Raw genomic sequence first — 25,592 nt, forward strand, 5'->3', positions numbered from 1 at the left:
CGCCGTCACCCGCGTCTTCGGAGACCACCATGGCCGAGACCATCCATCTTCACTCCGACGTGCTCGTCATCGGTGGCGGGCCGGCGGCGTGCTGGGCGGCGCTGGCCGCGCGCGAGGCCGGGTGCAGCGTCGTGCTGGTGGACAAGGGCTATGTCGGCACCAGCGGCGCCACCGCGCCGTCCAATACCGGCACCTGGTTCGCCACCACGCCGGAGCGACGCGCCAAGTTGATCGCCGAGCGGGTGAAATCCTCTGAAGGGTTGGCGGATATCCGGCAGATGGGGCGGGTGATCGACACCGCGACCCAGCACCTGCATGTTCTTGCCGAACGCGGCTACCGCTTCCCGCGCGACGACGAGGGCGCGCTCTACATCGCCAATCTGCGCGGCCCCGACTATATGCGCTTCCTGCGCCAGCTTCTGGTGAAGGCCGGGGTCACGGTGCGCGATCATCACCCCGCGCTCGAACTGCTGACCGCAGGCGACACCGTGGCCGGCGCGGCCGGCTTCGCCCGTCAGCTCGGCCAGAACTGGGAGGCGCGGGCCGGCGCCGTCGTTCTTGCCACCGGCGGCTGCGCCTTCGGCTCGCGCATTCTCGGCGCCACCGGCCTTACCGGCGACGGCCAGCTGATGGCCGCCGAACTCGGCGCCAACCTTTCCGGCATGGAGTTTTCCAGCCAGTACGGCATCGTCCCGCTGCACTCCTCCGTGAATAAGGGCCTGCCCTATTTCTGGGCGAGCTTCTACCGCGCCGACGGGTCGGCCATCGACATTACCCCGGGCGAGCGCTTTTCGGTGCTGGCGCGGGAATCGCTCGCCGGCCCGCTTCAGGCCCGGCTCGACCGCGCCACCGGCGCGGTGCCGGACGCGCTGCGCCGGGGCCAGCCCAACTGCTTCCTCCCGTTCGAGCGCGCCGGCATCGACCCGTTCGCGCAACTCTTCCCCATTGCCCTGCGCGCCGAAGGCACGGTGCGCGGCACGGGCGGACTGAAGCGCGTGGACGACGATTGCGGTGTCGGCATTCCCGGCCTGTTCGCCGCCGGCGACGCGCTGGAGCGGCAGGACATTGCCGGTGCCGCGACGGGCGGCGGCGGGCCGAACGCCTCCTGGGCCATCGCCACCGGCCTGTGGTCCGGCAAGGGCGCGGCGGCCTTCGCGCAACGCCTCGGCCCCCGCGCGGCGGAACGGCCCGTGCGCGCGGCGGGACAGGCCGGGCTGCGCCCCGCCGCTACCGCCCGCACGCTCGATCCGGCCGAGGCGGTGGAACTGGTGCGGGGCGAAATGCTGCCGGTGGAGCGCAATTTCTTCCGCAGCGCGCCGACGCTCAAAGCCTCGCTCACCCGCCTTGACGCGGCCTGGGCGACGCTGCGCGACCATGGGCAGGGCGAGGGCGCCACCGCCTTCCGCCTGCGCGAGGCCGCGGCGCTCCTCGCCTCAAGTCGCTGGGCCTATCGCGCCGCCGCCGCGCGCAACGAAACCCGCGGCATGCACCGCCGCCTCGACGCGCCGGCCGCGACACCCGCCCTCGCCCGCCGCCTCACCCTCGCCGGCATCGACCAGCCGGTGCTGAGCTTCGACCGCCCCTCGCTGGAGGCCGCCGCATCATGATCGAAATCCTCTCCGCGAGCCGCTGCACCGCCTGCAATGTCTGCGTGAAGGCCTGCCCCGCCAATGTGTTCGAGGCTGTGCCGGGCAGCGTGCCAGCCATCGCCCGTCAGGCGGACTGCCAGACCTGCTTCCTGTGCGAGATCTATTGCCCGGTCGATGCGCTCTTTGTCGCCGCCGATCCCGAGCACGTCACCGGCATCACCGAGGACGCCGTCGCCGCCGCCGGCCTGTTCGGCAGCTATACGCGCGCGCTCGGCTGGAAGAAGGGCCGCGAAGGCGGCGCCGATGCCGATCCCACCCATCGCCTGCGCCAGGCGTCGCTCACCGCGATGCCGACCGGCCCCCGGAGCCCCGCGCCATGAGCCGCGCCATGAGTCTCACCACTGCCGACCACGCACCTGCGGGCGCACAGCGCATCGCTCTGCGCGATGTGCGCAAGACCTTTCAGTTGAAGCCCGGCCAGAGCGTGACCCTTGACGGCCGGTCGAGCGACCGGATTCCCGTGCTTTCGGGCGTCGATCTCGATATCCCCCAGGGCGCCTTCGTCACCGTCGTCGGCCCGTCCGGCAGCGGCAAGTCGGTGCTGCTCGACATCATCGCCGGCCTGACCGAGCCGAGCAGCGGTGCGGCTTCCATTGACGGGCGGCGGGTGACGCGCCCGCATCCCGAGACCGCCTATGTGTTCCAGCAATATGCGCTGTTTCCCTGGCGCACGGCGCTGCAGAACATCGAATACCCCTTGGAGGTGCGCGGCGTCGGCCGTGCGGCGCGGCGGGAACGGGCACGGCATTTCCTGCATCTATTCGGGCTGAAGGGTTTCGAGGACCGTTATCCCTCGCAGCTCTCCGGCGGCATGCAGCAGCGCGTCGCCATCGCCCGCGCGCTCGCCACCGATCCGCAGGTGCTGCTGATGGATGAGCCCTTCGCCGCCCTCGACGCGCAGACCCGCGACATCCTGCAGAGCGAATTGCTGCGCATCTGGGAGCAGATCCGGACCACGGTGGTGTTCGTCACCCATTCCATCGACGAGGCGATCTTCCTCGCCGACCGGATCGTCGTCATGACCGCCCGCCCGGCGCAGGTGAAGGAGACCATCGCGGTCGACCTGCCGCGCCCGCGCGACATCGACATCCGCAACAGCAACGCCTTCAACGCCTATCGCGCCCGGGTGTGGGACGCGCTGCGCGAGGAGGTGAGCAAGGCGCAGCGCGACTGGGCGCTTGCCTCCGCCTACAACGCCTGAGGAGCCCACGATGACGCTCGCCACCGACAATTCGGCTGACATTCCCCCGCGCGTCTGGTGGAGCCGGCCCGCCTTCCTGCCCGCCCCGTGCTCGCTGCGCCATGCCGTCAGTGCCATCGGCCTCGGTCTGCCGGCGCTGCTGGTACTGGCGCTGGCCTGGGAGCTGGCGCCGCGCCTCGGCTGGATCAACGCGATCTTCTTTCCCCCGCTCAGCCAGGTGCTGTCGGCGCTGGGCGAGATGATCGGCAGCGGCCTGCTCGCCCAGCATATCGGCATCAGCCTGCAGCGCGCCGCCATCGGCTTCGGCCTCGCCGTGGTCGTCGCCCTCCCGCTCGGCCTGCTGATGGGACGCTACACGCTGTTCGAGAAGGTGAGCGATTTTCTGGTGCAGACGCTGCGCAACACCTCGCAATTCGCGCTGCTGCCGGTGTTCATCCTGGTGCTCGGCATCGGCGAGGCCTCGAAGATCGCCATCACCTTCTATGCCGCGGTGTTCTTCCTGCTGATCAACACCATCGTCGGGGTGAAGTCGGTCGATCCGCTGCACCTGAAGGCGGCGCGCTCGATGGGCACGTCGGACTGGGATCTCTTCCGAAAGGTGATCCTGCCTTCCGCCATCCCCTCCATCGTCGCCGGCGCGCGACTGGGGGTGAAGAGCTCGCTGTTCTCGGTGATCGCGGCGGAGATGCTCGCGGCCCAGTCGGGCATTGGCTACCTCATCCAGAATTCTTCGCTGATGCTGGAAACCGACCGCATGTATGCGGGCATCCTGACGCTCACCGTCATCGGCTTCCTGCTCAACTACGCCCTCGTGGCCTTCGAGGCCCGGGCGACGCGCTGGCGCGCCAGCGAGGACAAGGGCTTCGCCTGAGCGCGAGCCCCTCCCCTTTTCCCTCTTTGCCGAAAGGTTTCGCCATGCCCGCGCATTTTCCCCTCTCCCGCCGCCGCGTCGTCCAGGCGCTCGGCCTCGCCGCGCTCGCCCCGCTGGCGGGCGCCCTCCCCGCCCGTGCCGCCGACACGCCGGAAGTGATCCGCATCGGCTCGACCGCGCCGGGGCATCTCAAATTCATCCTCTACCGCAACCGCAAGCTGCTGGAGCAGGAATTCGCCAAGGACGGCATCCGCGTGGAACTGGCGACCTTCGACGGCGGCGGCCCGGCCTCGGTGGCGCTCGGCTCCGGCGCGATCGACTTCACCTATATCGGCAACAACCCCTCGCTGCGCCTCGGCGCCGCCGGCGCGGACGTAAAGGCGATCGGCCTGTCGAGCTGGGTGCCGTCAAACGAGACGCTGGTGGTGGTGCGCCCGGATTCGCCGATCACCTCGCTCGCCGAACTGAAGGGCAAGAAGGTCGCGGTGCTCACCGGCACGGTGCGCCATTCCACCTTCGCCAAGGCGCTGAAGGAAGCGGGTGTCTCGATCAAGGACGTGCAGTTGCTCAATATCGGTATCGAGAGTTCCGGCCCGGCGCTGGCGCGCGGGGATATCGACGCCATTGTCGAGAGCACCGGGCCGGCGCAGAAGCTGGTCGATCTCGGAGGCGCCAAGGTGCTTTTCGATGCCGGCGTCTCCGGCAAGCGCGAATGGGCGGTGCCGCATGTGCTGAGCGTCAACGCCAGCTTCGCCCTCAAGTACCCCGAGATTGTCGCCCGGCTGCTCGCCGTCGACATCGCCGCCGCGCGCTGGGCCGACGCGCATCCCGAAGAGACCATCGCCATTTTCGTCCGCGAGACCGGCAGCAGCGAGAAGGCGGTGCGCGCGACCTATAGCGACGGCAAGTTCTGGCAGGACCCTGCCATCACCGACGAGGCGGTGAGGGCGCTGCAGGCGGAAGAGGCCTTCATGGCCGAGTCCGGATTGTTGAAGGGGACGGTCGATTACGACCGCTGGATCGACCGCTCCTATTACGACGCCGCGCAGAAGCGGCTCGCGGGCAACTGAACCGCGACGGGGCGGCTCCGGCATCGGACCCGCCCCTCCTTGGTACCCATCGCGGCGGCGTGCTGCTATCTACCCTGTGGATGCGCGCGCCGGGGTGGATGAATGCTGACGAACAAGGGGAAGTACGGCCTGAAGGCGATGGTGCATCTGGCGTCGCTGGAGGCGGGGGCGACGACGATGGGCGCGGCGATCGCCCAGGCGGAGAACATCCCGAAGAAGTTCCTCGACGCCATCCTGCTCGATCTGAGGAATGCCGGGCTGGTGCGCAGCAAGAAGGGGCCGGGCGGCGGCTATTCGCTGGCGCGGGCGCCGAAGGAAATCCGGGTCGGCCACATCATCCGCACGCTGGACGGCCCGCTGGCGCCGATCGGCTGCGCCAGCCAGAGCGCCTATGTGCCCTGCCAGGATTGCGAGAACCGCGAAGCCTGCGAGGTGCGCATCGTCATGACCCGCGTGCGCGACGCGCTGTCCGACATTCTCGACCGGATGACGCTGGAAGAAATGGTGAGCTACGGCCGGACGCGGCATCCGGACCTCATGTATCACATCTGATTCTTGTCCTTTCCTCCCTATTCCGCCCATCCGCGTGAAAATGGATTGCCGGGAGGTAGCTCATTAGTCTATAAATTCGACAGATAAACAGACGCGCCGCCCCAGGGCCGGCCGCGCCGCCCGCGCGAACCGACAGGACCTCCCATGCCGCACACCAGCTCCGCAACCGCCGCCGGCGACGGCCTCAACGTCCTCTGGTTCCTGCCCACCCATGGCGACGGGCGTTATCTCGGCACCTCCCTCGGCGCCCGCGAAACCGATATCGACTATCTCCGCCAAGTCGCCCAGGCCGCTGATCGGCTCGGCTATTACGGCGTGCTCATTCCCACCGGCAAGAGCTGCGAGGATAGCTGGCTGGTCGCCTCCGCGCTGGCTCCCGCCACCAAGCGCCTGCGCTATCTCGTGGCGGTGCGCCCGGGCCTCGCCTCCCCCACCCTCTATGCCCGGATGACGGCGACGCTCGACCGCATCTCCGATGGGCGCCTGCTCATCAACATCGTCACCGGCGGCGACCCGGTGGAAAATGCCGGCGACGGCATCTTCCTCAACCATGACGAGCGCTACGAGGTGACGGACGAGTTCCTCACCGTCTATCGCCGCCTGCTGGCCGGCGAGCGGGTGAGCTATTTCGGCAAGCACATCAAGGTCGACGACGCGCATCTCCTCTTCCCGCCGCAGCAGGCGGGCGGCCCGGCGCTGTATTTCGGCGGCTCGTCGGAAGCGGCGAACAAGGTCGCGGCCGAGCATGTCGACAAGTACCTCACCTGGGGCGAGCCGCCGGCGGCGGTGGAAGCCAAGATCAAACAGGTGCGCGCGCTGGCCGAGGCCGAGGGCCGCAAGGTCTCCTTCGGCATCCGCCTGCATGTCATCGCCCGCGAAACCGACGCCAAGGCGTGGGAGGCGGCGGACGAGCTGATCGGCCATCTCGACGACGCCACCATCGCGGCGGCGCAGAAAGTGTTCTCGCGGCTCGATTCCGTCGGCCAGTCCCGCATGTCCGCACTGCATGGCGGACGACGTGATAAGCTCGAAGTGAGCCCGAATCTGTGGGCCGGCGTCGGGCTGGTGCGCGGCGGGGCCGGCACGGCATTGGTCGGCTCGGGGCAAACGGTGGCGGCGCGCATGCAGGAATATGCCGATCTCGGCATCGACAGCTTCATCCTCTCCGGCTACCCGCACCTCGAAGAGGCCTACCGGGTGGCGGAACTGGTGCTGCCGCGCCTCAAGCTCAACCACGGCATCACCAAGCCCGGCGGAACGTTGAACACCGGCCCCTTCGGCGAGACCATCGCCAATGACTACAGACCCGCCCCGCGCGCCTCCGCCTCATGAGCGAGGTCGCGCAGCAGCGGCCGATCCATGTGCCGGTGGCGATCATCGGTGGCGGTTTTTCCGGCGCCGCCGTCGCCTGGCATCTGCTGCGTCTGCACCCTCGGCTTGAGCGGGTCGTCATCATCGAGCCGCGCGCGGAACTCGGCCGCGGCCTCGCCTATTCCGCCACTGACCCCAGCCACCGCATCAATGTGCCGGCGACGCGCATGTCGCTGATCCCCGATCAGCCGACGCATTTCAACGACTGGCTGGAAGCCTCCGGCGCGCTGGAGGCCGACCCGGCGGCGCGGCGCAGCGAGGGGCGCAATTTCCCCGCCCGCGCCGTATTCGGCACTTATGTCGCGGCGCAACTGGCGGCGCTCGGGCCGCGCATCGTTCATATCGCCGCCGCCGCCGAGGCGGTCGACCCGAGCGAGGACGGATACCGTATCCGCACCTCGGACGGTGGCACTGTTGAGGCCGGGATCGTCGTGCTGGCGGTGGCGCATGCCCCGCCGAGTCCCCCAACCGGGCTCGCTCGCGCGCTTGCCTTCCATCCGCGCTTTCTCCCAGACCCCTGGCAGGCCGGGGCGCTCGACGCCGTGCGGCCGGACGACCGGGTGCTGATCGTCGGCACCGGGCTGACCATGGCCGATCTGGTGGCGACGCTCGACCGGCTCGGCCATCGCGGCACCATCCTTGCCCTCTCCCGGCGCGGCCTGCGCTCGCGCGGCCATCCGGCGGCGCTGCACGACCCCTATGGCGATTTCGCCACCGACCCGGCCCGCACTGCCGGCGCCCTCGTTCGCCGCATCCGTGCGGCGGTGGCCGAGGCCGTGGCGGCGGGCAAGAGCTGGCACTGCGTGCTCGACCAGGTGCGGCTGCAGGGCAGCACCATCTGGAATGCGCTGCCCTTGCACGAGCGGGCGCGCCTGCTGCGGCATCTGCGCCCGTTCTGGGACGTGCACCGCTTCCGCATCGCTCCGCAGGTGGAAGAGGTGCTGGACCAAAGGATTGCGGCAGGCACGCTGCGCCTGCGCGCCGCTTCGCTGCAGGGGGTGGAGCGCCAGAGCGACGCCATCCACGTCACTCTCCGCGACCGCCGAACCGGCGCGGTGACGCGGGAGACCTTCGACGCCGTGCTCACCGCCACCGGGCCGGCGCATGGCCGCGTCTTCGCCGACAACCCGGTGCTGGCAGCGCTGGAGCGCGCCGGCCTCGCCCGGCCCGACCAGCTGCGCCTCGGCATCGAGGTCACCGCCGACGGCCGGGCCATCGGCCGCGACGGCACGCCGACGCCCGGCGTCTATGTCGCCGGACCGCTGGCACGCGGCACGGTGGGCGAACTGATGGGCCTGCCGGATGTGACGAATTACGCCATCCGTATCGCCGGTGCCGTCGCCGCACGGCTGGAGCGCGACGCGGTTTCGGACAACGCGCCAACGACTTACGCTTCAGCGCGCTCGGCGGTTAAATAATCTACTTCACGAGTAGATTTCTATTGACCCCCGACCTCCGCTCTGGTCAGATGATCCTACCGACGTTGCCGCTGCGCCTTCCGCCAGCCTGCCAGCGTCCCGTTACGGGGGCACCTTCATGACCTGGACCTGTCGACGCCGCTGATCGCGGCCTTTCCAGCTTCACCCGATATTTCAACAGCCGTCACGCGGGCGCCGCGCGCCCCGGCGGCTTGCCTATGGAACATCCCATGACCCGCTTTTCCCGCCGCGGCCTTTTCGCCGCCACGGCCGCGCTCGGCCTGCTGATCGCCGGCCAAAGCTTGATTTCGCCTGCCTTCGCTGCCGAACTCACCATCGGCTACCAGACCGGCGCCGACCCGGCCAAGGTGGCGCAAGCCAATGGCGTCTATGAGAAGGCGAGCAAGGCCAGCATCGACTGGCGCAAATTCGACAGCGGCGCCGATGTGATCGCCGCCATTGCCTCTGGCGCGATCCAGATCGGCTATGTCGGCTCCTCGCCGCTCGCCGCCGCCGCCAGTCGCGAGGTGCCGATCGAGACCATCTACATTGCCGCCCTGCTCGGCGACGCCGAGGCACTGGTAGTGCGCAATGGCGCCGGCATCGCCAAGCCGGAGGATTTCAATGGCAAGAAGGTTGCCGTGCCCTTCGTCTCCACCACCCATTACTCGCTGCTGGCGGCGCTGAAACACTGGGGCGTCGACCCGAAGACGGTCGAAATCCTCAATCTGCGTCCGCCGGAAATCGCCGCCGCCTTCACCCGTGGCGACATCGACGCCGCCTATGTCTGGGACCCGGCGCTCGGCAAGATCAAGGAGACCGGCACGGTCTTCGCCTCCTCCGCCGATGTCGCCAAATGGGGCGCCCCGACCTTTGATGCCTGGATCGTCCGCAAGGACTTCGCCAAGGCGCACCCCGAGATCGTTGCCGAATTCGTCAAGGTGACGGCGGATGCTTACGCCGACTACGCGAAGAACGGCGCCAGCTGGACCGCCGCCTCGCCGCAGGTGCTGGCCATCGCCAAGCTCACCGGCGCCAAGCCGGAGGAAATCCCCGAGCTGCTCAAGGGCAACAAATTCCCGCTGCTGGCCGACCAGCTCTCCGAAGCCCTACTGGGCGGCGGCTCGGTCGAAGCCATCGTCGCCACGGCGAAATTCCTCAAGGAGCAGGGCCGCATCGAGGCCGTGCTCACCGATTACGGCCCCTATGTCAGCCGCGTGCCGGCCGAGCAAGCGGCCAAGCTGAACTGACGGGGCCTCGTGCTCCGGGCTGACACTTCCGTTCCCGAGCGTCGTGGGCCGTGAGATCCGCGACGAACCTGAGGCCCGGCTGGCGCTCTCCCCTGGGAGCCCATGCCGGGCCCCTTTTCCCCCGCACAATTCGGCCTGATCGGTCTCACTGTCCACCTCATGAAACTCATCATCCATCATCTCGGCGTCCAATTTCCGCAGCCGGACGGCAGCGAGGCCCCGGTGCTCGACGGCATCGACCTCGCGATCCCGGCCGGCGAACTCGTGGTGCTTCTCGGGGCCTCCGGCTGCGGAAAGTCGACACTTCTCAACGTGATAGCCGGCTTCCTGCCGCCCAGCGAAGGCGAAATCTGGGTCGAGCACCGGCGGGTGTCCGGGCCGGGGATCGACCGCGGTGTGGTGCTGCAGACCGACGCGCTTTTCCCCTGGCTCAACGCCCGCGACAATGTCGGATTTGGCCTGCGCCTGCGCTCCATCCCTTTGAAAGAACGACAGAATCGCGCCGAGGCGGCGCTGGAGCTGGTCGGGCTCGCCGGCAAGGGCGACCACGCCACCTGGCAGCTCTCCGGCGGCCAGCGCCAGCGCGTCAGCCTCGCCCGCGCCCTTCTCGCCGACCCGGAAATTCTGTTGATGGATGAACCACTTGGCGCGCTCGACGCGCTGACCCGCGAGCAGATGCAGGACCTCGTGCTCGATGTGTGGAAGCGCACGGGCAAGACCATCCTCTTCGTCACCCACGGGCTCGACGAAGCGCTCTATCTCGGCACGCGGCTGGTGGTGCTGGCGGGAAAGCCGGGCCGGATCGTGCGGAACGAGCCGCTCGCCTTCGGCCGGCAAGCCCTCACCCAAGGGCTTGGCAGCAAAGTCAAATCCCTTCCGGCGTTTGCCGCCGCCCGCGAGCGGCTGCGCGATGTGATCTTTGCCGGAGCCCCGTCATGAGCCTCTTCACCCCGCTACCCGTCGCCGACAGCGCCCTGCCGCTGATCGTGCCCGCCGAAGGCTTCCCCTTCGAGGATACGTTGCGCCCGCGCCCGCCGTCCGCGCCCGAAGCGCGAAGCACCGGACCACGCCTCGCCCTGCCGGCGCGCCTCTGGATTCCCTTCGCCACGCTCGGCAGTCTGCTTGTCCTGTGGTGGGCGGTCACGGCCTCCGGCGTCGTGCCGGCGCTGTTCCTCCCCTCGCCACAGGCGGTCGCCGCGCGCCTCTCGCGCCTTGTCACAGAAGGGTTTGTCGACGCCACGCTGGCGCAGCATCTCCTCGCCAGTCTGCAGCGCGTCTTCGCCGCGCTGGCGGCAGCGCTGCTAATCGGCGTGCCCGCCGGCTTCGCCATCGGCCTGTCGACGGTGGGGCGCGGCATTCTCGATCCCATCGTCGAGTTCCTGCGGCCGATCCCGCCGCTGGCCTATCTGCCGCTCGTCATCATCTGGGCCGGCATCGGCGAGAGCGCCAAGGTTCTGGTGATTGCGCTTGCCATGCTGCCGCCGGTCATCATCGCCACCTCCGCCGGGGTGCGCGGCGTCGACCGCAACCGGCTGAATGTGGCGCGCGCGCTGGGCGCCACGCGGGCGCAGCTGCTGCGGCTGGTCGTGCTCCCATCGGCCTCACCCTCCATCCTCACCGGCACCCGCATCGCCCTCGGCGCGGGGTGGTCGACGCTGGTGGCGGCGGAACTGGTGGCGGCGACGCGCGGCGTCGGCTTCATGATCCAGTCCGCCGCCAATTTCCTCGCCACGGATGTGGTGGTGGCCGGCATCTTCGTCATCGCCACTGTGGCCTTCGCGCTCGAACTGGCGATCCGCCTGGTGGAACGCGCCCTGGTCGGCTGGGCCGCCCATGGCTGACGAGCCCGGGCAGCGGGCGCGCATTCAGGAGGGCGCCACCGCCGGCCAGTTGGTGGCGCGGTGATACTGCTCTCCGGCAGCAAGGACGGCCGCGTCGGCGCCGTCGCGCCCGATCAGCTGCATTCCCATCGGCAGCCCGCCGGCACCGAAGCCGCAAGGCAGCGCCAAAGCGGGCAGGCCGATGAGGCTGACCGGCACGACGATCTCCATCCAGCGGTGATAGGTGTCCATGCGATGCCCGTCGATGGACTCCGGCCAGCGCCATTCCACCGGGAACGGCCAGACCTGAGCCGAGGGCATGACGAGGAAATCATACGCGTCGAACAGTTGCGCCGCCTGCGCATACCAGCGCGAACGGGTGACGCTGGCCGCGTAGAGCTGGGCCGCCGTCACCGTCTGGCCGAATTCGATTTCCCAGCGGCTCTCCGGCTTGAGCAAGTCGCGGCTGTGCGGATCGGCGAGCAGCGCGCCCTTGGAGCCGGCATTGAGGAAGCCGCGCAGGCGAATCCAGGCGTCCCACAATTCCTCGGCGGGAAAGGGCGGCGCCAGCGCCTCGACCTCAGCGCCCAATTCCTCGAACACCTTCAGCCCCCTGGCGCAGATGTCGAGAATGCCCGGCTCGCAGCGATAAGCGCCGCCCCAGTCCGCCAGCCAGCCGATGCGCCGGCCGCGCAGATCGGTCTCCAGGCGGTCCGCTAGCGTCGGACAGTCACGGCCGAAGGGCACGGCCGGATTGGGACCGGCCAGCGTTTCCAGCAGGCGCGCGAGGTCCTCGATGGTGCGCGCCATCGGCCCGTCGGTCGCCAGCGTCGAGAGGAAGGTGTCGCCCACCGCATCGGCGGGCACGAGCCCCCAGCTCGGCCGGAAACCATAGACATTGCAGAAGGCTGCCGGGTTGCGCAGGCTCCCCATCATGTCCGAACCGTCCGCGACCGGCACCAGCCGGGCGGCCAGCGCGGCCGCCGCGCCTCCGGACGATCCCCCGGCCGAGCGGGTGAGGTCATAGGGGTTGCGCGTGGCGCCGAAGACCGGGTTGAAGCTGTGGCTGCCCTGCCCCCATTCCGGCGTGTTGGTCTTGCCGGCGAGGATGGCGCCAGCCGCGCGCAGCCGCGCCGCCACCAGATCGTCCTCTTCCGGGACATGCTCGCGGTAGAGCGGCGAACCATAGGTCGTGCGCACGCCGCGCACCGCGACAAGGTCCTTCACCGCCAGCGGCAGACCGTGCAGCCAGCCACGCGGCGGCGCGTCGTCAAGCGCGCGCGCCTGCGCCCGCAACGCGTCGGGATCGACCGCCGAGACGATGGCATTGATGGCGGGATTGGCGGCGGAAAGGCGGGCGAGATACGCCTCCATCAGCTCGGACGGCGCCAGGGCGCGTGTGGCGATGAGGCGGGACAGCTCGCTCGCGCTGAGCTCCATAGGGGAAGGCGACATTGGTTCTGCACGGCTCCGGAAGGAATCGGGTGCGCCGACGGTCGAGCGACGGTCCGCGCGCCGATAGTCTCCGCGAGGAGAGGACAGTCGGCAACCACCGGCGGGCGGACGGGTTTGGGAGCGCTCAGCCGGCTACGGCCAGCAGCGCCTCGGCCAGCCTCAGATCGTCGGGCGTGGTGATCTTCAGATTGACGGCGCTGCCGGGCACGAAGGCGGTCTTAACCCCGCCGAGCGCGAGGATGTCGAGAAAGCTGGGATCGCTGTCGAGCCCATCCTCCGGCAGCTTCCCATAGCCGGCACAGGCGGCGTCGCGCCGGAATGCCACCGGCTTCTGGCCGATGAGCACGGCGCCCGGCGGGTGCAGCAGATCGCCGCTGCGGGTGTACAGGAACTCGGCATTGACGAGGCCCGGCGCAGCGGCCCCGCTCACATGCGCCTCCTGCAGCAGGGCGCGCAGCAGTTCGGGTGCGGCGAAGGGGTGGACGACGTCGTGCAGGATGAGCCAGGGCGCCGTCGCCTGCGCCATCAGGCGGCGCGTGGTGCCGCTGCGCGTCGCCGCCCCTTCCACGAACGCGACCCGCTCATCACGGATGAGGGCGCGCGCACGCTCCATATCCGCCGCCGCCACCGCGACGATGATGGAGTCGACTTCCGGCAGCAGGCGGTCCACCGCGCGCTCAAGCAGCGTTCGCCCGGCCAGCGCGACGAACGCTTTCGGTCCGCGCCCGAGCCGCGTGCCGCTGCCCGCCGCCTGAAGGAGTCCCTGGACTTTCATGAGCGGCCCCCTGAGCGCTTCGGACGGGGTTGAAACATGCGTGGCAACCACTTTTTCCAGCGGGGTCGCTTCCTCGCACTTGCCGGCGCGGCCGGGGAGGAAGGCCGCGCCGGCGGAAGCCTGCCCACCGATGGCCCCGGGGGCGCACAGCCCAGGAAGGCTTCGCGTCCGGTGCGGTCCAGCCTGTCGAAGGCGGCGAGGTCGAGAAGCGTCGAGGCGTCGGCCTGCCGTTCCCGCGCATGGGCATTCTTGGCGGCGACATGGGCCTGCAGCGCGTCTCGCAAACGCACCACGTCTTCCTGCAGCGCCCCCGACCGCCATAGATGGCGCTGCGTTCTGAAATGCTGATGCTGGGGCCGCGGCAGATCGACCGGCACCAGGTGTCCGCCAGTATCGCGATCGAAATGGTGCAACAGGTTGTGGTGCCCGCCCGGATCGAGCCGGTGATTGAACAATTGCAGCCCGCGCTCGGTAACCAGCAGAGCATGGGAATGGTCGAGTGCCGCGAAGCCCTTCTTCACATCGCAGCTGTCCATGTCGGCCTGGCTGGCGGTGAGGTTCTGCGCGAAGGCAACGGTGCGAGCCCCTTCGGCCAGCAGGCTGCGGCCCGAATGCGGGAAAGGCCAATCACCCTCTACGCCCAGAAGGTCGAGGCAGGTGGAAGCGAGGTCGACCGTGCTGACAAGACGGCCATCGCTGCCGATGGGCAGACGCTCATCGCGAATGACGAGGGGCGTGTGGATCAAAGCGGGATAAGGCTCGACCGCGTGCAGCAGCCCGCTCTTGAAGCCGTGGGTGCCGTGGTCGTCGCCATGATCGCCATAGACGAGGGTCGTGGTGTGCTCCAGCGCGCCCGCGCGGCGCAGGATTTCGAGCATCGCGCCAAGCAGCGTGTCGGTGGCGGCGCAGCTGCCTTCGAACAGCTCGTCGAGATGGCGGGCATGCGAGGCCAGGGCGAGGTCCGCCTCGATATGGGGGAGCTGGCACCACACATAAATCGCGAACGGGCCTGTCGCAGTGCGCTGCTCGAACGCCTGGAGCAGCGTGGCGAAGTCGTTGGTCTTCCAGGCTTCGGGCAGCGACGCGTTCAGGAGATGCAGGATCGGCAGTCGGGGATAGGCGGAAGCGCAGAGGAATGACGTTTCATAGCCACGCGCCGCAAGCTGAGTGAACAGGCTCGGATTGTTGCCCACCGGCCGCGACAGGCCCGCCGCGCCGTCCATCTCGAAATCATTGCCGTGCAGAAACGCCGACATCACCATCTGGGTCGAGGTGGCGGAGGAATAATGGCGTTGATAGGTGCGCGCCTCGCCCATCAGCGCGCGCAGATGCGCAAACGCCTCGGGGAAGGCGTTGAAGGTCTGCCACGATGTGCTTTCGAGGTGAAAGACGAAAAGGTTCTTCGGCCGGGTCGGCACGGTACGCGAAGGGCTCATCGTGCGTCGGCCCGCCTTTCAGCGAAGATGGTCTCGAAATCGAGGCCATAGAAATGCGGCCATGCCCCTGCGTCCGCCGGCGCGCGGCGGGCGGTGTCGATGCGGAATCGTTCGACGAAAGCGGGATCGGCCAGGCATCCCGTCAGCGCCGGGGGCTCGGGCGGGGGTGTCCAGGCCTCGCGTGGCAGGTCGACATAGTTTTTGAACGGCAGCACGCGGCGCAAGGTCAGCCCAGTCTCGTCGATGAGATGATCATAGCCGGCGGGCTGGTGCTCGCCATCGGGATCGACGGCCGTGAACTTGGCGTGGCGGGCCTCGCGGTCGCGCCGCTCGATCATCTTGAGATGATAGAGGAAGGCGGGAACGAACCCGCGCGGGGCACCGTCCAGCTCAGGCGGGAACCAGGGCTGGTGCATGCGATCGGGGCGCCGGGTGACGGTGCGCGGTATCCTGAACAGGCGGGGCGTCCAGCGTGGCCCGCACGTCCCGTCGATCCGATACTCGCTGCGGCTGTTCCAGAGATTGACGATTCTCACGGCGAGAATCGGCTGTCCCCGCGCCTCGCGCCGTTCGAGAACCGGCCGCAGCCGGCGCAGGAAGCGGTCTTCGTAACGCTCATCGGCATCGCCGCAGATCACCCAGTCCGCCCCCAGCCGCGCCGCTTCGAGAATCAGGCGGTGCCGGTTCTGCGACTCATGCGCATGGGCCGGCGCCGGGCGTCGTTCGTCCAGCACCGAGACCACCTTCGGCTCGGCGCGAAGAAGTTCGGGCGTGGCGTCGGTCGAGCCCTCGTCAAGCGCGACAATGCCGTCCACATGCGGCGCAATGTGATGGAGAAAGCCGGGGAGGAAGCGCTCCTCGTTCCGAAGCTGCGTGATGCAGATGATCTTCATCGCCGGCGGGTTCCGAGGGGCGGTTCGCTTGCTTAGGCGTATTGAAGACGTGCCGCCATCAACCTTCCCGCGCAAGCACAGAGCTTTCCACAATCCGGTACTGCCTTACAAGCGAGGACACGCCGCGTGCATCCTTCCACCGCTTGTCGAATGTGGTTCGCCTATAGCCGTGGTCTTGCCGAAGCCGCCACGGCGGCTGGCACGCGGGTTTTTGCCCATACGCCAGCGTTTCTCGGCGACATCCGCTGGACACATGGCTGGAGCGGCCAACGCGCCATCACAGCCGACTCGTATCCCGACCTCACCGCGCCGGCGCCCGGCCTCATGGCATGCATCGGTTACAAGGGCCGCAGCGTCGCAATGGCGACGGCCATGGGCGGCGAACTCGCCCGCTGGGCAACCGGCACTGAGCCGGATACCCTCGATATGCCGGTGCGTCCCGCGAGGGCCTTCCCGTTCCACAGCTTGTGGCCGATCGGTGCTTCGATACGCATAGCCTATGGCCGGGCGCGCAACGCGCCCGGCATCTGAGCCGCCTTCACAGAGACGAGGCCTTTCATGACGTCCAACGATCTCAAATTCTACATTGACGGCGCCTTCGTCGATCCGGCGGGCAGCCGGACGCTCGACGTGATCGATCCCGCCACCGAGCAGCCCTTCGCCACCATCTCGCTCGGCGGGCAGGCCGACGTGGATCGCGCCGTCGCCGCCGCCAAGGCCGCCTTCGCCGATTTCCAGTTCACGTCCAAGCAAGAGCGTCTCGCGCTTCTTGAGGCGCTGCTCGCGGTCTATGAGCGCCGCTACGAAGATGTCGCCCAGGCGATCAGCCGCGAAATGGGCTCGCCGATCGCGCGGGCCCGCGACTCCCAGGCCTATGCGGGGCTCGGGCACCTCAAGGCGACCATCGAGGCCTTTCGGCGCTTCGAGTTCGACGAGACGCGCGGCACCACGCGGGTGACGCATGAGCCGGTGGGCGTCGTCGGCTTGATCACTCCGTGGAACTGGCCGCTCAACCAGATCATGTGCAAGGTGGCGCCGGCCATCGCCGCCGGCTGCACCATGGTGCTGAAGCCGAGCGAGATCGCGCCGATCTCCGGCATCGTCTTCGCGGAGATCGTTCATGAGGCGGGCATCCCGCCGGGCGTGTTCAACCTCGTGAATGGCACGGGGCCGGAAGTCGGCGCCGCGCTTTCCTCGCATCCGGACATCGACATGGTGTCGTTCACCGGCTCGACCCGCGCCGGCATCGACGTCGCCCGCAACGCCGCCGCGACCGTCAAGCGCGTGGCCCAGGAACTGGGCGGCAAATCGGCCAATATCGTGCTCCCGGACGCCGATCTCGAAACCGCCGTGTCCGAGGGCGTGCGCGCCTGCTTCTCCAATACGGGACAGTCCTGCGATGCCCCGACCCGCATGCTTGTGCCGGCCGCACGGCAGGCGGAAGCGCTGGAGATCGCTCGCCGCACCGCCGAGACCGTGCGCGTCGGCTCCCCGACCGATGTCGAGACCCAGATCGGGCCGCTGGTCAGTGATGTCCAGTTCGCCAAGGTGCAGGCGCTCATTCAGGCCGGCATCGACGAAGGCGCGACACTCGTCATCGGCGGCACCGGCAAGCCGGCCGGGCTTGAGACGGGGTACTATGTGAAGCCCACCGTGTTTGGCGACGTGAAGCCCGGCATGCGCATCGAGCGCGAGGAGATTTTCGGGCCGGTCCTGTCGATCATCCCCTATGAGACGGTCGATGAAGCAATCAGCATCGCCAACGATACGCTCTATGGCCTCGCCGCCTATGTGCAGGGCACGGATCTCGACGAGGCGCGCCGCGTCGCCGGCCGGCTGCGCGCCGGTTCCATTTATCTGAACTATCCGGACTGGGACCTGTTCGCGCCCTTCGGCGGCTACAAGCAGTCCGGCAATGGGCGCGAATACGCGGATTTCGGGCTGCGGGACTTCCTGGAAATCAAGGGCATCGTCGGCTACGGCGAACCGTAGAACGCGGGCCGGTCAGGAACCGATCGCGGCGGGCGGAAGCGCTTGCCGCGATCGGCATGGCGCGCTGGTGAAAGCGGCCGATCGTGCAGCCGGATCGGTCGAGAAATCCAGACCGGCTCGCGCCTCCGTCCCGACCAGCTGGACGATATCGGCGAGCTTCTCGGTAAAGCGCTTGGCACTCCCGCGAGCCGGGCGCTGGTTCGAAGCCCCGGCGCTCTACGGAAAGATGGCCTTGCTGATGCGCGCGTGCACGCCCCAATTGCCGTCGGCGACTTGCGTCACGCCGAAATCGACCGCCACCGACATCAGCGAGATCGCCTCGTCCTCATCGAGCCCATAGCGCTCCATCAGGAACTTGCGGGCGGCGCGGAAGGCGCTGCGTAGCGCCCGGCTCAGCGAGGAGCGCTTGAAGACTTCGGACTGCGCGTTGCGGCCGAGCTCACGCAGGTAATTGGTGTAGCTGAAGCCATGCAGCAGCCAGGCGTCGGGCGTCTCGATCAAAGGCGCGCCGAGCCCGTTGAGGAAGGGTTTGTCGGTCTCCCCGCGCTTGTGCAGCACGAGGCGGATCTCGCCGGTGAGCGAACATTCCAGCGCCGTGCCGCTGATCTCGCCATCGCCTTGCGCCAGATGCGGATCGCCAATGGACAGCAGGGCACCCGGCACGGCCACCGGCAGATAGACGGAAGACCCCTTGCCGGCGCGCCAATTGTCGATGTTGCCGCCGAAATAACCGGGCGGCACCGAGTCCACCATGTCGCTCTCGCGCGGTGCCACCGCGATGAAGCCGAAATGCGGGCGGACGGGAATGCGCACGCCGGCGAGCACGGTCTCGCGCTTCTCGATCCGTCCGTGATCGACGGGAACGCCGGGGTAGTCGATGGTTTCGTGAACGACGCCGAACGGGTCGGTCTGCGGTGCCCAGCGGAAGGAGTAGACCGCCTCCGCGAACCCGCTCTCGCCAGTGGCATCTGTGCGGTAGATGGTGATGACTTCGCGCTTGCGCGGCTCGTCCAGTACGTCGTCATGATGAAAGCCCCACGCCGCTGCGGCGTTGGAGCCAAACGCATAGCCGGCATAGGCCGGGTTGGCGCTGGGGCGCGGCTTCAGGTCGAGAATCTCGACTTCCAGCACATCGCCCGGCTCGGCGCCGTGGACGAAGATGGGACCCGTGCAGATATGCACGCCGAAGCCCTCGCCCGCCCCGCGCCCGAAGATCGAGGCGTTGACCGGCCCGGCCCCCCGTCGGTCGACGGCCTTGTAGTCGGCGGTCCAGCGAAAGACGCTCTCGGCGCCGGGATCGCCGGCGATCATCCGCTCATGATCGTCGTAAGCGTGCTGGGTCAGGGTCTCGATGGTCACGCGGGCGCCGGAGCGCACCCGGAGTGCGGGCGGAATGCTGCGCGAGAGATAGCCCCAATGCACCGTCTCGCGCGACACCGGCAGGTGATGATGGCCGGGCGCGACGACCTCGCGCGGGCGCACCGGCTCCGGCACATCGGGGGCCTCGGTGGCGGGCGCGGCTGCGGGCGCCGGACGGGCGGGCCGCGCGCCGGAATGCATGGGGCGACCTCGGGTCCACCGCGTCTCCACGGTGGCGCCGGAGGATTTGCGGTAGTCGCGCGGCGAGATGCCGTAGGCGGCACTGAACACCCGGCTGAAATGCGCCTGATCCGCGAAGCCCCAGCGGAAGCCGATCTCGGCGATGGAGCGGTCAGCGTGCTGCGGGTTGACCAGATCGAGCCGGCACTGCTCCAGCCGGCGATGGCGCACATAGTCGGAAAAGGAGCGGTCCTGCCCCTCGAAGAGCCGCTGGATGTAGCGGGCCGACAGCCCCTCCGCGCTGGCGATGTCGTTCACCGACAGATCGGGCTCGCGCAGGCGTGCTTCGATCTGGGCGCAGATGCGGGCGAAATGCGCCGCCTGCACCTGAGTGGCGTTGTCTTCCTCTGGCCGCGCTTCCGCCAGCAGCGCGGAGAGGACGAGTTCGGTGATTGCCGGCTCGGCGGCCATCACGTCGCCGTCCTCCATGACGGCGAAATGCGACGCCAGCGCCCGCATCAGGGGCCGCGCCGCCGCCGCCGAGACGGTTTCGCCAAGCACCAGCGTCGGCACGGTCGCGGCACGGCTGAAGCGGCCGACCAGCCGCTCGCGCGGCAGACACAGCAGCAGAAGCTCGAAATCCTTGCGGAACTGCACCGAGAAAGGGGTGGCGGGATCGCAGACCCAGAGGTCGCCATCGGCGAATTCGGCGGCGCGCCGGCCGGAATCGGTGAGATGCCCGCGCCCATAGGTGACGAAGCCGATGAGGATCGGCGGCTCGCTCCTCGCCGGCTCCCGGCCCTTCCGGGCGGTCTGATCCCAGGCGGTAAGCTTCTGCGCCGCCGAGCGCAGCAGGGCAAAGGTCGCCTGGGTCGGCGAGCGCTTGATGGAGACCTCGCCGAAATGGAAGGCGTCGGTGTCGGAGAGCTGCGCGGCAAGGCCGAGCGAAGCCAGCGTTTCCCGCCACGCCGCCTCCTGCTTGGAGGCGGGAAAGGCGTTGATCGAGATGGGAACGGCGCGGTTCATGGCAGCGGAACTCATGGGCGGAGAGATGACGCAGGCGGCGCCGGATCGCCAGTGAAGCACTTTGACGAATGGCGCACAAAAACTTGTCGCGTCGAGAGTCGCCCCCACTGCACAATTCCTCGTCATAGACCGACAAGATATTGAATAAGAATAATTTTTTTCGCACTCGTACTGGTTCCAGCAACGCCTTCGGCCATCCCTCTGCCTCTTTAGGGGCATTGCCGATGCCGCGCTCGGGCGGCTTAGTGGCGTCCAGCAACGTCAAGGCGCCGCCTCTGGCGCCCTCCGGACAAAGGGGAACAACAATGGATCGCCGTGGATTCCTGGGCGCCGGTCTGGCGGGTACGGCCGCCGTCGCCACTATCGCCGCGCCGCATGTCGCGCGCGCCCAGCAGAGCTTCAGCTGGAAGATGACCAACGCCTACGGGCCGGGCGCGCCCTTCTATGTCACCGGCCCGGGCAGCCCGACCTATTTCTGCGACCTCGTCGGCAAGATGTCGGGCGGGCGACTGACCATCCAGCACTTCGCCGCCGGCGAACTGATCCCGGCGCTGGAAGGCTTCGACGCGGTGTCCTCCGGCACGGTCGAGATGAACGCGGCGAATTCCTATTTCTGGGCGGGCAAGGTGCCGGCGGCGCAGTTCTTCACCTGCGTGCCCTTCGGGCTGAACTTCCAGGGCCAGAACGCCTGGATCTACCATGGCGGCGGGCTGAAGCTGTGGGAAGAGCTCTACGAGCCCTTCAACCTTGTGCCGATGCCGCTCGGCAATACCGGCGTGCAGATGTCGGGCTGGTTCCGCAAGCCGATCGAGAAGGTGGAGGACTTCAAGGGCCTGAAGATGCGCATCCCCGGCCTCGCCGGTAAGGTCTATGCGCAGCTCGGCGTCGATGTGAAGCTGCTGCCCGGCGGCGAGATTTTCCCGGCACTGGAGCGCGGCGTGATCGACGCGGCCGAATTCGTCGGCCCCTATCAGGACCGCCGCCTCGGCCTGCAAAAGGCGGCCAAATACTATTACACCACCGGCTGGCACGAGCCGAGCAACGTCACTGAGCTCGTCATCAACAAGGCCGCCTGGGAAAGCCTGCCGGACGACCTCAAGGAAATCGTCCGCGCCGCCGCCATGGCCTGCAACGTGCTCAGCCACACCTGGTGCGAGGCGACCAATGGCGAGGCGATGACCGACCTGGTGAAGAACCAGGGCGTGATCGCCGCGCCCTATCCGGCCGAGGTGGTCGCCAAGCTGCGCGACGTCACCACCACCACGCTGCAGCAGCTCGCCGACTCCGACCCCAAGATCAAGAAGGTCTACGACTCGTTCAGCAAGTTCGCCGCCGAGCACAGCCAGTGGGCGGGCCTCTCGGAGGCGGTGTACCAGACCCAGATCCGTCGGGGCGCGTGAGTTCGGGCGCATGAGTTCGACCCCCGTGACCAGCGTGCTGGAAAAATGCGCCCGTGGCCTCGACGCGATCGTCGAGGCCTGCGGCTGGGTCGCGGCGTGGACGGGCCTCGCGCTCGTCCTCGTCATGGCCGGCAATGTGCTGATGCGCTACGCCTTCAACACCGGCTCGGTGGCCATGCAGGAGCTGGAATGGCACCTGATGTCGCCGCTCACGCTGCTCTGCATCGCCTACACCATCAAGCATGAAGGCCATGTGCGGGTGGACATCCTGTTCGCCCGGCTTCCAGTGCGCGTGCAGCAGGGGATCGATCTGTTCTCGGCCCTCGCGGTGGTGGCGCTCTCGGTCATCATCATCCTTCTGTCCTGGCGCTATGTGGGCCAGTCCTACCGGATCAGCGAGGGGTCGCCCGACCCCGGCGGGCTGCCTTACCGCTTCATCCTCAAGGCGATGATTCCGGCGGGTTTCGCGCTGCTGCTGCTGCAGAGCCTGGCCGCCACGGCGCGCGCGCTCGCCGCCCTGCTTTCTCCCGTCAGCCTACCGCCGGCGCCGTTGTCGGAACAGGTGCCTGCCAATGCCCTATAATGAAATCCTGGCGATCGCCTGCATCGCCTCCTTCTTCGTCATGCTGTTCGTCGGCGTGCCGGTGGCGCTCACCCTGGCGATCAGCGGCTTCTTCTTCGGCTGGCTCGGCTTCGGCACGACGCTGTTCAGCCTTTTGCCGGCGCGCATCTACGGCGTCACCGCCAATTACACGCTGATCGCCATCCCGCTTTTCGTGTTCATGGGCGTGATGCTGGAGAAATCGCGCCTTGCCGACGAACTGATGGAAGTGATCGGCCATCTCTCCGGCAGCCTGCGCGGCGGCATGGGGCTGGGTATCGTCCTGGTCGGCATGATGATGGGCGCGACAACCGGCATTGTCGGCGCCACCATCGTCACGCTCGGCCTGCTGACCCTGCCGACCCTGCTGCGGCGGGGCTATGACAAGAGCCTGTCCTGCGGGGCGATCTGCGCCTCCGGCACGCTCGGGCAGCTCATTCCCCCCTCGACCATCCTCATCCTGCTCGCCGACATTCTCGGCGAATCCGTCGGGACGCTGTTCGCCGCCGCCCTGATGCCCGGCTTGATGCTCACCGGCATTTTCTGCATCTACATGCTCGTCGTCGGCATCATCTGGCCGGAGAAGGTGCCCGCCATCCCGCTCGAAGAGCGGCGCGCCATGCCGCGCAAGGAGCTATGGCTGAAGGCGCTCAAGGTCGGCCTGCCGCCGATCGGGCTGGTGCTGGCCGTGCTCGGCTCGATCATCGGCGGCATTGCCGCCCCGACCGAGGCCGCCAGCATGGGCGCGCTCGGCTCCATACTCGTCGCTTCCGTTGCGGGCCGCTTCACGCTGAAGACGCTGGTCGACACCGTGCAGTCCACCGCGCGCATCACCGCGATGATGTTCTTCGTGCTGATCTGCTCGCAGGTCTTTGCGCTGTCCTTCCGCGGCCTCGGCGGTGAGCGGCTGGTGCATGACGCCTTCGCCCTGGTGCCGGGTGGAACGGACGGCATCCTGATCTTCATGCTGCTGATCATCTTCGTGCTCGGCTTCTTCATCGAGTGGATCGAGATCAGCTACATCGTCGTGCCGATGTTCCTGCCGCTGATGCAGAACGCCGGCGTCGATCTGGTCTGGGCGGCGGCGCTGATCGCCACCGTGCTGCAGACCTCCTTCCTGACCCCGCCCTTCGGCTGGGCGCTGTTCTATCTGCGCGGCGTCGCTCCGCCGGAGGTGCGCACGGCCGACATCTATCGCGGCGTCCTTCCCTTCATCGCGCTGCAGTTGATGGCGGTCGCCCTCGTCTTCACCTTCCCGGCGGTGGCCACCTGGCTGCCCAAGGCGATCGGCTGGTAGAGGTCGCGTGACATGCTAAACACGGTTCGTGCCCGTCGGGGCATGGTGACCTCGCCGCATCATCTGGCGAGCGAGGCGGGGCTGCGCGTTCTGCGCGAGGGCGGCAATGCCATCGAAGCCACGGTGGCCATGGCTGCCACGCTGGCGGTCGTCTACCCGCATATGACAGCGATCGGCGGCGATGGCTTCTGGCTGATCGGCGCGCCGGGCGAAACCCCGGTCGGCATCGATGCCTGCAGCCGCGCCGCCGCCGCGGCGACGCCGGAGCTTTATGCGCAGGCGGGCCTGACGACGATCCCGCCGCGCGGCCCTCTGGCGGCCAACACGACGGCCGGGACCGTTGCGGGCTGGGGCGAGGCCTTGAGGCTGAGCACTGAGCGCGGCGGACGTCTGCCGCTCGCCCGCCTTCTGGAAGACGCGGTCTGGCACGCCCGAAACGGCTTTGCCGTGACCGCCAGCCAGAGCCAGCTCACCGCCGCCAAGCTGCCGGAACTTGCTGACGTGTCGGGTTTCGCCGACGTGTTCCTCACGGACGGCGCCGCCCCGGCCACCGGCGCGACGATGACGCTGCCGGCCCTGGCGCAGACGCTGGAGCGGCTCGGCCGCGAGGGCACGGAGAGCTTCTATCGCGGCCCGCTCGCCCGCGACATCGCCCATGATCTCGCCGCTGCCGGAACGCCGGTGACGGCGGACGACCTCGCCGCCTGCCGCGCCAGCCGGGTGGAGCCGCTGCAGGTCGACCTGCCGGGCGTCCGGCTGTTCAACTTCCCGCCGCCCACTCAGGGGCTGGCCTCGCTGATGATCCTCGGCATTTTCAGCCGGCTCGGCGTGCGGGACGCGGAGGGCTTCGCCCATCTCCACGGGCTCATCGAGGCGACCAAGCAGGCGTTCCTCGTGCGCGACCGCGTCGTCGGCGACCCCGGCACGATGAGCGAGGATCCGCGCGCTTTTCTTGCCGACGGCGTTCTCGAACGCCTCGCGCGGCGCATCGACCCGGCGCGGGCGCTGCCCTGGCCGGCGCCGCCTTCCGCCGGCGATACGGTGTGGCTGGGCGCCATCGACCGCGACGGCCTCGCCGCCAGCTTCATCCAGAGCATCTATTTCGAATTCGGCTCCGGCGTGGTGCTGCCGCAGACCGGCATCGTCTGGCAGAATCGCGGTTCGAGCTTCGCCCTTGCGGGAGACGGGCCGCGCCTGCTCGCCCCGGGCCGCAAGCCCTTCCACACGCTGAACCCCGCCATGGCGAGCTTCGCCGATGGCCGGCACATGGTCTATGGCACGATGGGCGGCGAGGGACAGCCGCAGACGCAAGGAGCGCTGTTCTCGCGCTACGGCCTGTTCGGCCAGGAACTTCAGGCGGCGATCACCGCGCCGCGCTGGCTGCTCGGCCGGACCTGGGGGGCAGAAACCGTGACGCTGAAGCTAGAGGATCGCTTCCCGCCGGACCTCATCGCCGCCCTGCGCGCCGCCGGGCACGATGTGGAGATGGTGCCCGCCTTTGACGCGATGATGGGTCATGCCGGCGCCATCGTCCGCCGCCCTGACGCCACGCTCGAAGGCGCGGGAGACCCCCGCAGTGATGGCGTCGCGATGGGTTTTTGACCGGTCGGAAGCCCATCAAGCGGGCGCCTGCTGGTTCAGGGGATCGTCCGCTTCGAGCAGGCGGGTGAGGTTGATGCCGCGTCAGCCTGGCGCTGGCGGCGGACAAAGGCGCATGTCCTCCGGAGGCGACAACGGCGGTGTTGCAGTGGACCCCTGCCGCCCGATTAGCGATGTCCCGCATGCGCGCAGTTTAGTTTAGCCGATCTAGCTCTTGGCGCGTTGCTATCCTGCCTCGACCGAATTGATCGCTCGCGCCATCAATTTAACCCCTCTCCTTCGCAGGAGGCATCTGTTTCCCAGCCTGCGTTCGGATGACGAGAATAGGCTGAACACCTCTCGCCCGCGGCTGGGCTTCGACAAGAGCTAGGTGACCT

General features: G+C 68.4%; 22 protein-coding genes. 17 read left to right on the forward strand and 5 right to left on the reverse strand.

What is annotated here, in order from left to right:
- Positions 1-29 precede the first annotated feature (29 nt).
- The 11 genes from K9D25_RS01205 (at position 30) to K9D25_RS01255 (ending at position 11,223) form a co-directional block, all read left to right on the forward strand.
- Positions 30-1,607 (forward strand): FAD-dependent oxidoreductase, encoded by a 1,578-nt coding sequence (locus K9D25_RS01205; protein WP_244378451.1) that lies wholly within the window; start codon positions 30-32, stop codon positions 1,605-1,607.
- Positions 1,604-1,969, forward strand: a complete 366-nt coding sequence (locus tag K9D25_RS01210; RefSeq protein WP_244378452.1) for a 4Fe-4S dicluster domain-containing protein — start codon at positions 1,604-1,606, stop codon at positions 1,967-1,969. Before K9D25_RS01205 ends, K9D25_RS01210 begins: the two co-directional genes overlap by 4 nt.
- 8 nt (positions 1,970-1,977) lie before the next feature.
- Entirely contained in the window at positions 1,978-2,850 is an 873-nt protein-coding gene (locus K9D25_RS01215) for an ABC transporter ATP-binding protein (RefSeq protein ID WP_244378453.1), read from the forward strand.
- A 10-nt stretch (positions 2,851-2,860) separates the two neighbouring features.
- Positions 2,861-3,721 (forward strand): ABC transporter permease, encoded by an 861-nt coding sequence (locus K9D25_RS01220; RefSeq protein WP_244378455.1) that lies wholly within the window; start codon positions 2,861-2,863, stop codon positions 3,719-3,721.
- Between the two features lie 44 nt (positions 3,722-3,765).
- The gene (locus K9D25_RS01225) at positions 3,766-4,791 is read left to right on the forward strand and encodes an aliphatic sulfonate ABC transporter substrate-binding protein (protein WP_244378459.1); all 1,026 of its coding nucleotides are present in this window, start codon (positions 3,766-3,768) and stop codon (positions 4,789-4,791) included.
- 102 nt (positions 4,792-4,893) lie between these two features.
- Complete coding sequence (locus K9D25_RS01230) at positions 4,894-5,343, forward strand: RrF2 family transcriptional regulator (protein WP_244378461.1); 450 nt, start codon at positions 4,894-4,896, stop codon at positions 5,341-5,343.
- 144 nt (positions 5,344-5,487) lie between these two features.
- Positions 5,488-6,675, forward strand: coding sequence for an FMNH2-dependent alkanesulfonate monooxygenase (ssuD, locus tag K9D25_RS01235; protein ID WP_244378463.1), 1,188 nt, complete (start codon positions 5,488-5,490; stop codon positions 6,673-6,675).
- Positions 6,672-8,132 carry an FAD/NAD(P)-binding protein gene (locus K9D25_RS01240; RefSeq protein WP_244378465.1) on the forward strand — a complete coding sequence of 487 codons (1,461 nt, stop codon included), beginning with the start codon at positions 6,672-6,674 and terminating at the stop codon, positions 8,130-8,132. The genes ssuD and K9D25_RS01240 overlap by 4 nt, the downstream gene beginning before the upstream one ends.
- Before the next feature lie 230 nt (positions 8,133-8,362).
- On the forward strand, positions 8,363-9,382 hold the full coding sequence (gene tauA, locus K9D25_RS01245) for a taurine ABC transporter substrate-binding protein (RefSeq protein ID WP_244378471.1): 1,020 nt from the start codon (positions 8,363-8,365) through the stop codon (positions 9,380-9,382).
- Positions 9,383-9,541: 159 nt separating this feature from the next.
- Positions 9,542-10,321, forward strand: a complete 780-nt coding sequence (locus K9D25_RS01250) for a taurine ABC transporter ATP-binding protein (protein WP_244378473.1) — start codon at positions 9,542-9,544, stop codon at positions 10,319-10,321.
- Positions 10,318-11,223 (forward strand): ABC transporter permease subunit, encoded by a 906-nt coding sequence (locus tag K9D25_RS01255; protein WP_244378475.1) that lies wholly within the window; start codon positions 10,318-10,320, stop codon positions 11,221-11,223. The genes K9D25_RS01250 and K9D25_RS01255 overlap by 4 nt, the downstream gene beginning before the upstream one ends.
- Before the next feature lie 24 nt (positions 11,224-11,247).
- Here the strand turns inward: K9D25_RS01255 and K9D25_RS01260 are convergent, their stop codons facing one another.
- From K9D25_RS01260 to K9D25_RS01275, 4 genes are all read right to left on the reverse strand, one after another.
- A complete protein-coding gene (locus K9D25_RS01260; protein ID WP_244378477.1) occupies positions 11,248-12,657 on the reverse strand; it encodes an amidase in 1,410 nt (469 codons plus the stop codon).
- A gap of 124 nt (positions 12,658-12,781) precedes the next feature.
- On the reverse strand, positions 12,782-13,432 hold the full coding sequence (locus K9D25_RS01265; protein WP_244378479.1) for an IspD/TarI family cytidylyltransferase: 651 nt from the start codon (positions 13,430-13,432) through the stop codon (positions 12,782-12,784).
- Positions 13,429-14,868, reverse strand: coding sequence for a sulfatase-like hydrolase/transferase (locus K9D25_RS01270; RefSeq protein WP_244378481.1), 1,440 nt, complete (start codon positions 14,866-14,868; stop codon positions 13,429-13,431). Before K9D25_RS01270 ends, K9D25_RS01265 begins: the two co-directional genes overlap by 4 nt.
- On the reverse strand, positions 14,865-15,761 hold the full coding sequence (locus K9D25_RS01275; protein WP_244378483.1) for a glycosyltransferase family 2 protein: 897 nt from the start codon (positions 15,759-15,761) through the stop codon (positions 14,865-14,867). Before K9D25_RS01275 ends, K9D25_RS01270 begins: the two co-directional genes overlap by 4 nt.
- Before the next feature lie 126 nt (positions 15,762-15,887).
- Between K9D25_RS01275 and K9D25_RS01280 the strand changes: the two genes are divergently transcribed.
- Both K9D25_RS01280 and K9D25_RS01285 read left to right on the forward strand, forming a co-directional pair.
- Positions 15,888-16,292 (forward strand): hypothetical protein, encoded by a 405-nt coding sequence (locus tag K9D25_RS01280; RefSeq protein WP_244378485.1) that lies wholly within the window; start codon positions 15,888-15,890, stop codon positions 16,290-16,292.
- Positions 16,293-16,319: 27 nt separating this feature from the next.
- Positions 16,320-17,753, forward strand: coding sequence for an aldehyde dehydrogenase family protein (locus K9D25_RS01285; protein WP_244378487.1), 1,434 nt, complete (start codon positions 16,320-16,322; stop codon positions 17,751-17,753).
- A gap of 216 nt (positions 17,754-17,969) precedes the next feature.
- Here K9D25_RS01285 and K9D25_RS01290 read toward each other — a convergent pair whose 3' ends face one another.
- Positions 17,970-20,318, reverse strand: a complete 2,349-nt coding sequence (locus K9D25_RS01290; protein WP_244378489.1) for an acetamidase/formamidase family protein — start codon at positions 20,316-20,318, stop codon at positions 17,970-17,972.
- Positions 20,319-20,623: 305 nt separating this feature from the next.
- On the opposite strand from K9D25_RS01290, the gene K9D25_RS01295 reads away from it, so the two are divergent.
- Genes K9D25_RS01295 through K9D25_RS01310 form a run of 4 tightly spaced genes read left to right on the forward strand, consistent with a single transcriptional unit; the run spans position 20,624 to position 25,218 of the window.
- Positions 20,624-21,718, forward strand: a complete 1,095-nt coding sequence (locus K9D25_RS01295; RefSeq protein ID WP_244378491.1) for a TRAP transporter substrate-binding protein — start codon at positions 20,624-20,626, stop codon at positions 21,716-21,718.
- A gap of 10 nt (positions 21,719-21,728) precedes the next feature.
- Positions 21,729-22,301: a TRAP transporter small permease subunit gene (locus K9D25_RS01300; protein ID WP_244378496.1), complete on the forward strand. Its 573-nt coding sequence runs from the start codon at positions 21,729-21,731 to the stop codon at positions 22,299-22,301.
- Positions 22,291-23,616, forward strand: coding sequence for a TRAP transporter large permease (locus K9D25_RS01305; protein ID WP_244378498.1), 1,326 nt, complete (start codon positions 22,291-22,293; stop codon positions 23,614-23,616). Before K9D25_RS01300 ends, K9D25_RS01305 begins: the two co-directional genes overlap by 11 nt.
- 12 nt (positions 23,617-23,628) lie before the next feature.
- Positions 23,629-25,218: a gamma-glutamyltransferase family protein gene (locus K9D25_RS01310; protein WP_244378500.1), complete on the forward strand. Its 1,590-nt coding sequence runs from the start codon at positions 23,629-23,631 to the stop codon at positions 25,216-25,218.
- Positions 25,219-25,592 lie beyond the last annotated feature (374 nt).

The sequence above is a fragment of the Ancylobacter polymorphus genome (assembly GCF_022836935.1).
In the GTDB taxonomy this organism is placed as follows: domain Bacteria; phylum Pseudomonadota; class Alphaproteobacteria; order Rhizobiales; family Xanthobacteraceae; genus Ancylobacter; species Ancylobacter polymorphus_A.

Bases quoted from the DNA above. Each gene is read 5' to 3' on its own strand.
- K9D25_RS01250 (WP_244378473.1), top strand. From the start codon at position 9,542: ATGAAACTCATCATCCATCATCTCGGCGTCCAATTTCCGCAGCCGGAC.
- K9D25_RS01290 (WP_244378489.1), bottom strand. From the start codon at position 20,318: ATGAACCGCGCCGTTCCCATCTCGATCAACGCCTTTCCCGCCTCCAAG.
- K9D25_RS01295 (WP_244378491.1), top strand. From the start codon at position 20,624: ATGGATCGCCGTGGATTCCTGGGCGCCGGTCTGGCGGGTACGGCCGCC.
- tauA (WP_244378471.1), top strand. From the start codon at position 8,363: ATGACCCGCTTTTCCCGCCGCGGCCTTTTCGCCGCCACGGCCGCGCTC.
- K9D25_RS01240 (WP_244378465.1), top strand. From the start codon at position 6,672: ATGAGCGAGGTCGCGCAGCAGCGGCCGATCCATGTGCCGGTGGCGATC.
- K9D25_RS01300 (WP_244378496.1), top strand. From the start codon at position 21,729: ATGAGTTCGACCCCCGTGACCAGCGTGCTGGAAAAATGCGCCCGTGGC.
- K9D25_RS01265 (WP_244378479.1), bottom strand. From the start codon at position 13,432: ATGAAAGTCCAGGGACTCCTTCAGGCGGCGGGCAGCGGCACGCGGCTC.
- K9D25_RS01285 (WP_244378487.1), top strand. From the start codon at position 16,320: ATGACGTCCAACGATCTCAAATTCTACATTGACGGCGCCTTCGTCGAT.
- K9D25_RS01275 (WP_244378483.1), bottom strand. From the start codon at position 15,761: ATGAAGATCATCTGCATCACGCAGCTTCGGAACGAGGAGCGCTTCCTC.
- K9D25_RS01260 (WP_244378477.1), bottom strand. From the start codon at position 12,657: ATGTCGCCTTCCCCTATGGAGCTCAGCGCGAGCGAGCTGTCCCGCCTC.
- K9D25_RS01215 (WP_244378453.1), top strand. From the start codon at position 1,978: ATGAGTCTCACCACTGCCGACCACGCACCTGCGGGCGCACAGCGCATC.
- K9D25_RS01225 (WP_244378459.1), top strand. From the start codon at position 3,766: ATGCCCGCGCATTTTCCCCTCTCCCGCCGCCGCGTCGTCCAGGCGCTC.
- ssuD (WP_244378463.1), top strand. From the start codon at position 5,488: ATGCCGCACACCAGCTCCGCAACCGCCGCCGGCGACGGCCTCAACGTC.
- K9D25_RS01270 (WP_244378481.1), bottom strand. From the start codon at position 14,868: ATGAGCCCTTCGCGTACCGTGCCGACCCGGCCGAAGAACCTTTTCGTC.
- K9D25_RS01210 (WP_244378452.1), top strand. From the start codon at position 1,604: ATGATCGAAATCCTCTCCGCGAGCCGCTGCACCGCCTGCAATGTCTGC.
- K9D25_RS01305 (WP_244378498.1), top strand. From the start codon at position 22,291: ATGCCCTATAATGAAATCCTGGCGATCGCCTGCATCGCCTCCTTCTTC.
- K9D25_RS01255 (WP_244378475.1), top strand. From the start codon at position 10,318: ATGAGCCTCTTCACCCCGCTACCCGTCGCCGACAGCGCCCTGCCGCTG.
- K9D25_RS01230 (WP_244378461.1), top strand. From the start codon at position 4,894: ATGCTGACGAACAAGGGGAAGTACGGCCTGAAGGCGATGGTGCATCTG.
- K9D25_RS01205 (WP_244378451.1), top strand. From the start codon at position 30: ATGGCCGAGACCATCCATCTTCACTCCGACGTGCTCGTCATCGGTGGC.
- K9D25_RS01310 (WP_244378500.1), top strand. From the start codon at position 23,629: ATGCTAAACACGGTTCGTGCCCGTCGGGGCATGGTGACCTCGCCGCAT.
- K9D25_RS01220 (WP_244378455.1), top strand. From the start codon at position 2,861: ATGACGCTCGCCACCGACAATTCGGCTGACATTCCCCCGCGCGTCTGG.